The organism is Protofrankia sp. CiP3 (assembly GCF_917627345.1).
Lineage (GTDB): Bacteria > Actinomycetota > Actinomycetes > Frankiales > Frankiaceae > Protofrankia.
In genome coordinates, this window is the sequence record NZ_CAKJTM010000162.1 from 1 (window position 1) to 5,721 (window position 5,721).

Below are 5,721 nucleotides of genomic sequence, written 5' to 3' on the forward strand. Positions count from 1 at the left end.
CTTCGGGTGATGCCGACGTTCGGTGAGGGGTTCCCGCTTGAGGAGACAACGGGCCTGAAGCTGCTGTCCACGAAAGTGGAAACCCCCAGGCCGGGACGGCGGCGCCACCCCGACACGGCGCATGCCCACACACCATAAAGATCTACAGCGGGCTCCCGGGGTGGATCACAACGATACATTGTCCCCAGCCCCAGCCCCAGGCGTGAACCGGGAACCGATCTGTTCCTTGAGCGATCGTCCGCATTATACCATCTCGTGGACCGCGGCGTTCCTGTCACCACGGCGGCCAATCAACCGAAATCAATCACAAAACGGCGGTATCAAGTGGTGGAGGTGACACCCGACGCTCGCCTCGCGTCGGGACTCTAAACAGGGGGTTCGAATCGGGCTGGTGGGTAGGCGAGGAGTCTGCCCGATCGCGATCAGCTTACCGAACCCCTTGCTCCTGCCACGACGCGGGTAGCTGGTCAGTAGGGGGCACCGACAAACCCCCAGCTCAGCGGCATGATTATCTGGGACGGAATGCCAAAAAGAATCATCATCCTGATGAATAATAGCCATCTATAGTATGAATTCCGACATGTCGGACAATGGTGATCAATGTTCTGACCTGGATGTTTGAGCTGTAACCCCTGCTGAACAGCTATCGATGCGGCCGTCGCTTCGACCGGTTGACCTCGCCGTAACATATGGTTCATGCAACATCCTGAGTATGGTCATGGATATGGGCTGGTCTGGTGTGCAGCGCGTAGGCGTTGACAGGGTGGATTTCTTCGTTTCCTATATAGAAACGGATGCCCGGTGGGCGGAGTGGATCGCCTGGGTGTTGGAGGATGCCGGCTACCGAGTGTTGATCCAAGCGTGGGACTTCGGCGCTGGGAGCCATTTCGTCGCGGAGATGCATCGGGCCTCCCGGGACGCTGTACGGACGGTGGCAGTGTTGTCGGCGGCGTACCTGGCCTCGGCATATACGGAGGCGGAGTGGCAGGCCGCCTGGGCGAAGGATCCGTCCGGGTCCGCCCGCAGACTGCTCGCCTTCCGGGTCAAGGATTGCCCGCAGCCGGGGTTGCTGGAGCAGCTGGTAACCGTCGACTTGTTCGGCATAGACCGTGAGACTGCGAAGGTCCGTTTGCTAGCTGCTGCACGCAGTGAGCGAAATAAGCCTGATCGCGAACCGGTGTTTCCCGGAGCATCCAGCGTCCCGCTGCCGCAAGCGTGCGTTGAGCCGACGTTCCCGGGAGCGGCCCAAGTGGTACGGGAACGTTTCACGCATGGCGCCGGCGCCGGTAGGTCCCCTGGTAGAGCGGTCCGGGCTGGTCCGGGAGCTGCTGGCGAGCCTGCGAGCGCCGGGGGCCGAATCGGTGCACCTGATCACGGCGCTGGAAGGCGCCGGTGGCTTTGGCAAGACCACGTTGGCTGCCCAGGTGTGTCCTCGACCGGAGGTCGAGCAGCGGTTTCCGGGGGGCACCCTGTGGGTGACCGTTGGCGAGCGAACCGGAGGCGCGGAGCTGGCAGCACTGATCGTGGGGCTGTGCGCTGAGCTAGCCGACCACACGGTGGCAACGGCCGACCCCATGCTCGCCGGTCGCAGGCTCGGCGACCTGCTGGATGCACGAGAGCCGACCCTGCTCGTCGTTGACGACGTGTGGACAGTCGACCAGCTGGCCCCGTTTCTCTTGGGTGGGAAGATCTGCCGCAGACTCGTCACCACACGTAACGCCGATGTGGTCCCCCGGGACGGGATATCGCTACCAGTCGACCGCATGACCGTCACCGAGTCTGTCCAGACGCTGACGATTGGTGTGGACGGGCTGTCCCGTGCGTCGGTGAAGCGGCTGGTGGCGGCCACGGGCCGCTGGCCTGTCCTGTTAGGTCTGGTCAACGCCGCATTAAACGACCATATCCGCGACGGGGCGGATATGGAGGCAGCCGCACGATGGGTCTGTGAGCGTCTGGAAACCGAAGGCCCTACGGCGTTCGACGTGGAAGATGCCCGCAGCCGCGCGAAAGCCGTAGCAGCCTCGGTCACCGCGAGCACCGATCTACTCTCGGCTGATGAGCGGGACCGCTACCTCGATCTCGCTATTTTTCCCGAAGACGCCGATGTTCCCACACCCGTGTTGAGCCTGCTATGGAACGCCACGGACGGGTTGGAGGCCCGCGCGGTGGAACGGCTACGGGCACGCCTCATCCGTCTGCGCCTGGTGATCGGAGGATGGGCGGAAAACAGTCCCGCGCTGCGCCTGCACGACGTGTTGCGCTCCTACCTGCGTCATCGGCTCACCCGGGACGAGTTGGCAGTCCGGCACGGCATGTTCGTCGATACCGCTCGTCACCTGCTACCGGCCAAGGCGCTAACCGGTACGACGACCGCTTGGTGGATGCTGCCTGAGGAGGCCACCTACCTGTGGCAGCACCTGCCGTATCATCTACGCGAGGCTCGTCGGATCAGCGAGCTTGCCACTTTGGCCTGCGACCTGCGCTGGGTGGAGGCCAAGATTCGCCGGGCGAAAACCGTGATCCCTACTGAAGCCAATCTTGATCTTGTCGACACCCCGCTCGCCCGCCAGCTGGCCCACGTTCTCGGGCAAAGCGCTCACCTGCTAACGCCCATCGATCCACCAACTGGCCTGGGCGCAACCCTGATCAGCCGGCTGGACCGACTCCCGGGGATGGAAAGGGTCGTGGTCTGCTACCAAGCGGAGCAACGCGGACCTCACCTGCATCCCATCTGGCCCCTCCCGGATCGGCCCGACCCCGCCTGCTTACGTGTCTTGACCGGCCACGACAACTGGGTACGGGCCTGTACGTTTTCGCCGGATGGCAACCTGATTGCCAGTGCGTGCATCGATGGAACGGTCCGCACATGGGATACCCGTACAGGCCGGACATGCGCAATCCTGTCCGGGCACGGCGGTGGGGCATGGAGCTGTACGTTTTCTCCAGACGGACGGCAGATCGCCAGCACCACTGGCGACGGATCAATCAGGATCTGGGACAGTGTCACCGGGCACCTTATTACAGCCTTTTCGGAACATTCCGGTGCGGTCTGGAGCTGCGCGTTCTCCCCAGACGGCAAAATAATCGCCAGCGCCGGCAGCGACAGTGCCCTCCAGATCTGGGACAGCGCGACCGGACAGCCCATCGTCTCTCTCGGTGGGCATTCCGGTGCGGTCTGGAGCTGCGCGTTCTCTCCAGACGGTAAAATGATCGCCAGTGCTGGTGATGACAAAACCGTCCGTATCTGGAATAATGTAGATAGACAACTCATTGCTTCTCTTACCGGGCATTCTGGTACGATTCGAAGCTGTGCTTTCTCCCCGGACGGCCGACTTCTCGCCAGCGCTGGCCGCGACCATATCCGAGTGCAGGCGGTCCCGAACGGCCACACCGTCTTCATACTCGATACCACTGGCAGCGCATGGAGCTGTGCCTTTTCCCCGAACGGTGCATTAATCGCAAGTACTCTCGACGACGGAACCGTGCAGGTATGGAACGCAACCGACGGCCGAATCCGAACGACGATGAACGGCCACACTGGACCTGTGTGGGGATGTGCCTTCTCCCCGGACAGCCGTCGATTAGTCAGCGCCGGTCAGGACCGGACCCTTCAGGTGTGGGATCTTGCAGCCGACAACGTACACACTGCTCCCGTCGGCGCAACGGGCTGGACCCGGTCGTGCGCCTTCTCCCCGGACGGAACACTCATCGCTGGTGCCCGCGACGACGGAGCTGTATGGATCTGGCACAGCACCGGCAAGCCGTACCGGATCGTGGACTCCGCCCATACCGGAAAGGTCTGGTGCTGCGCCTTCGCACCACGCGGCCGATATCTTGTCACTGTCGGCGGTGACGGAATCACCCGAGTGTGGGACGTCACGGACGGCACACTGCACACAACCGGCTTGTCTCATACCGGGCCCGCCTACGGATGCGCCGTATCACCGGACGGCACGCTCATCGCCAGCGTTGGTGACGACGGCACGGTACGGCTATCTGCCATCTTCACCACCAGCCGACGCACCACCTTGGCCGGCCATGTCGGCGCAGTCTGGAGCTGCAGCTTCTCTCCGGACAGCCGACTCCTCGCCAGCGCCGGAAACGACGGAACGGTTCGGCTGTGGGACGTCTCTACTGGCCAGCTGCGTTCCTCGTTGACCGGTCATGTTGGTGCTGTCTGGAACTGCACGTTCTCCATCGACGGGCAGCTCCTCGCCAGCGCTGGCAACGACGGAACGGTTCGACTATGGGATGTTGCACGGGGTCGCCAGAAAACCACCATCCACGGCGGCATCGGCTGGTTCCGAAACTGCACGTTTTCGCAAGATGGTCAATTGCTCGCAAGCGTCGGTGATGATGGAATCATACGTATTTGGGAGCTAACGGGTGTCTGTGTATGTGCCTTGCGAGTGGCCCACCCGCTGAGCGGGTGCGCGTGGCACCCTGACAGCCGCATGATTGTTGCCAGCGGTGAGGGCGGAATCTACCTACTGGCCTATACCAGATGAACAGGAGTTTCGCACTCCCGATGGTCTCAACCGGTCAGTGCACCATCCGGGCATCCTCCTCATGCCGGAACCCCGTGGATCCCAGCACGATGCGGGTGGTGCACTGACTGGTTGAGACCACCGACTGTGAGCTATGCAGTGATGAGCTCCAGTCCGTGGTAGACCCTGAAATCGTCGAAATCTTTGATATTCATAGTCGCCAACGCAAGGCCGTGGGTAAGGCAGCACGCAGCAATCCACATGTCGTTCATCGGTCGGGGCCTCCCCCGATGCATCCCCGCGGCGGACAGGACACCATAGGTATCGGCCACGTCCTCATCACCCGGGAGCATCGGGATGCTAGCCATCCATCGGGCGAGAAGGGCACGGTTACCCGTCCCCCAGCTGCGAACCTCAGCCCACTTGATCAGCTCAGCACGGGTGACGAAGGTAAGGAACGGCTGAGTGTTGATCAATTTGGTTGCTAATGCGATTGGCAGACGCTTCTTGATAATCATCGAGGAGACGTCGGTGTCTACGACGACAGAACGCATCCCTATCTCACACCACGTCCCGACGGCGCTCGGCGTAGGTAAACGCCAAGAACTCGTCCAGCTCTGCGTCCGACTCAAAAATGTCAGCCGACATGGCCTCCAGGTCAGCCAACGACCGGATCGGTTCAGCGTTCTTAGCCCGGATCAACTCATTGATCGACAAACGAGGCTGACGCGACGGAAACACGGGGTAGTCAGCGCTGCTGGTATTCATGACGACCTCCACGTGTCACCTACTATCACTACCGCATGAGAGCAGTGTACGACTCTCCTTGACACGCCGGTACCGATCTTCATCGTGTCGAGCAATCAGACAGCCACACACACGAGGGCGGCGGTCTCCGCCCGTGGAGCCGGCGCCCACCCGGACGACAGCCGGGCACGCAGCCTGCCCGAAACCCGATTTCCGACATCAACGACCGGGACCAGGGAAGATCGCATGTCAGCTTTCAAGATCTGAAAGATCGAGGCTGGCTGACTGGCTCACCGTAGACGGAGGTCCTCGCTCAAGCAGCACAAGGTGGGGCGGACCACCATGTAGTCGTGCGTCCCAGTCGCCGGTGCCGCCGAGCTGTTCGATCCGCTGCGCAGACAGCCCGGTCAGCGCAGCCACGCTTGATCGCCGAGGCTCGTGCTTTCCGTCTGGCCGAGGTGCGTCGGCGTCAGCACACCACCCAGGC

Annotated in this window: 3 protein-coding genes and 1 pseudogene; 2 read left to right on the forward strand and 2 right to left on the reverse strand. The window is 62.3% G+C overall.

Annotated features, from left to right (window positions below; translation table 11 throughout):
- Positions 1-724: 724 nt before the first annotated feature.
- Both MJ797_RS25135 and MJ797_RS25140 read left to right on the forward strand, forming a co-directional pair.
- Positions 725-1,117, forward strand: a pseudogene (locus MJ797_RS25135) (toll/interleukin-1 receptor domain-containing protein); the annotation flags it as partial.
- A gap of 154 nt (positions 1,118-1,271) precedes the next feature.
- Complete coding sequence (locus MJ797_RS25140) at positions 1,272-4,508, forward strand: NB-ARC domain-containing protein (RefSeq protein WP_239341967.1); 3,237 nt, start codon at positions 1,272-1,274, stop codon at positions 4,506-4,508.
- Between the two features lie 131 nt (positions 4,509-4,639).
- Here MJ797_RS25140 and MJ797_RS25145 read toward each other — a convergent pair whose 3' ends face one another.
- Both MJ797_RS25145 and MJ797_RS25150 read right to left on the reverse strand, forming a co-directional pair.
- Positions 4,640-5,041, reverse strand: a complete 402-nt coding sequence (locus tag MJ797_RS25145; protein ID WP_239344573.1) for a type II toxin-antitoxin system VapC family toxin — start codon at positions 5,039-5,041, stop codon at positions 4,640-4,642.
- Between the two features lie 7 nt (positions 5,042-5,048).
- Positions 5,049-5,255 carry a hypothetical protein gene (locus tag MJ797_RS25150; protein ID WP_239341971.1) on the reverse strand — a complete coding sequence of 69 codons (207 nt, stop codon included), beginning with the start codon at positions 5,253-5,255 and terminating at the stop codon, positions 5,049-5,051.
- Positions 5,256-5,721 lie beyond the last annotated feature (466 nt).

Bases quoted from the DNA above. Each gene is read 5' to 3' on its own strand.
- MJ797_RS25140 (WP_239341967.1), top strand. From the start codon at position 1,272: ATGGCGCCGGCGCCGGTAGGTCCCCTGGTAGAGCGGTCCGGGCTGGTC.
- MJ797_RS25145 (WP_239344573.1), bottom strand. From the start codon at position 5,041: ATGCGTTCTGTCGTCGTAGACACCGACGTCTCCTCGATGATTATCAAG.
- MJ797_RS25150 (WP_239341971.1), bottom strand. From the start codon at position 5,255: ATGAATACCAGCAGCGCTGACTACCCCGTGTTTCCGTCGCGTCAGCCT.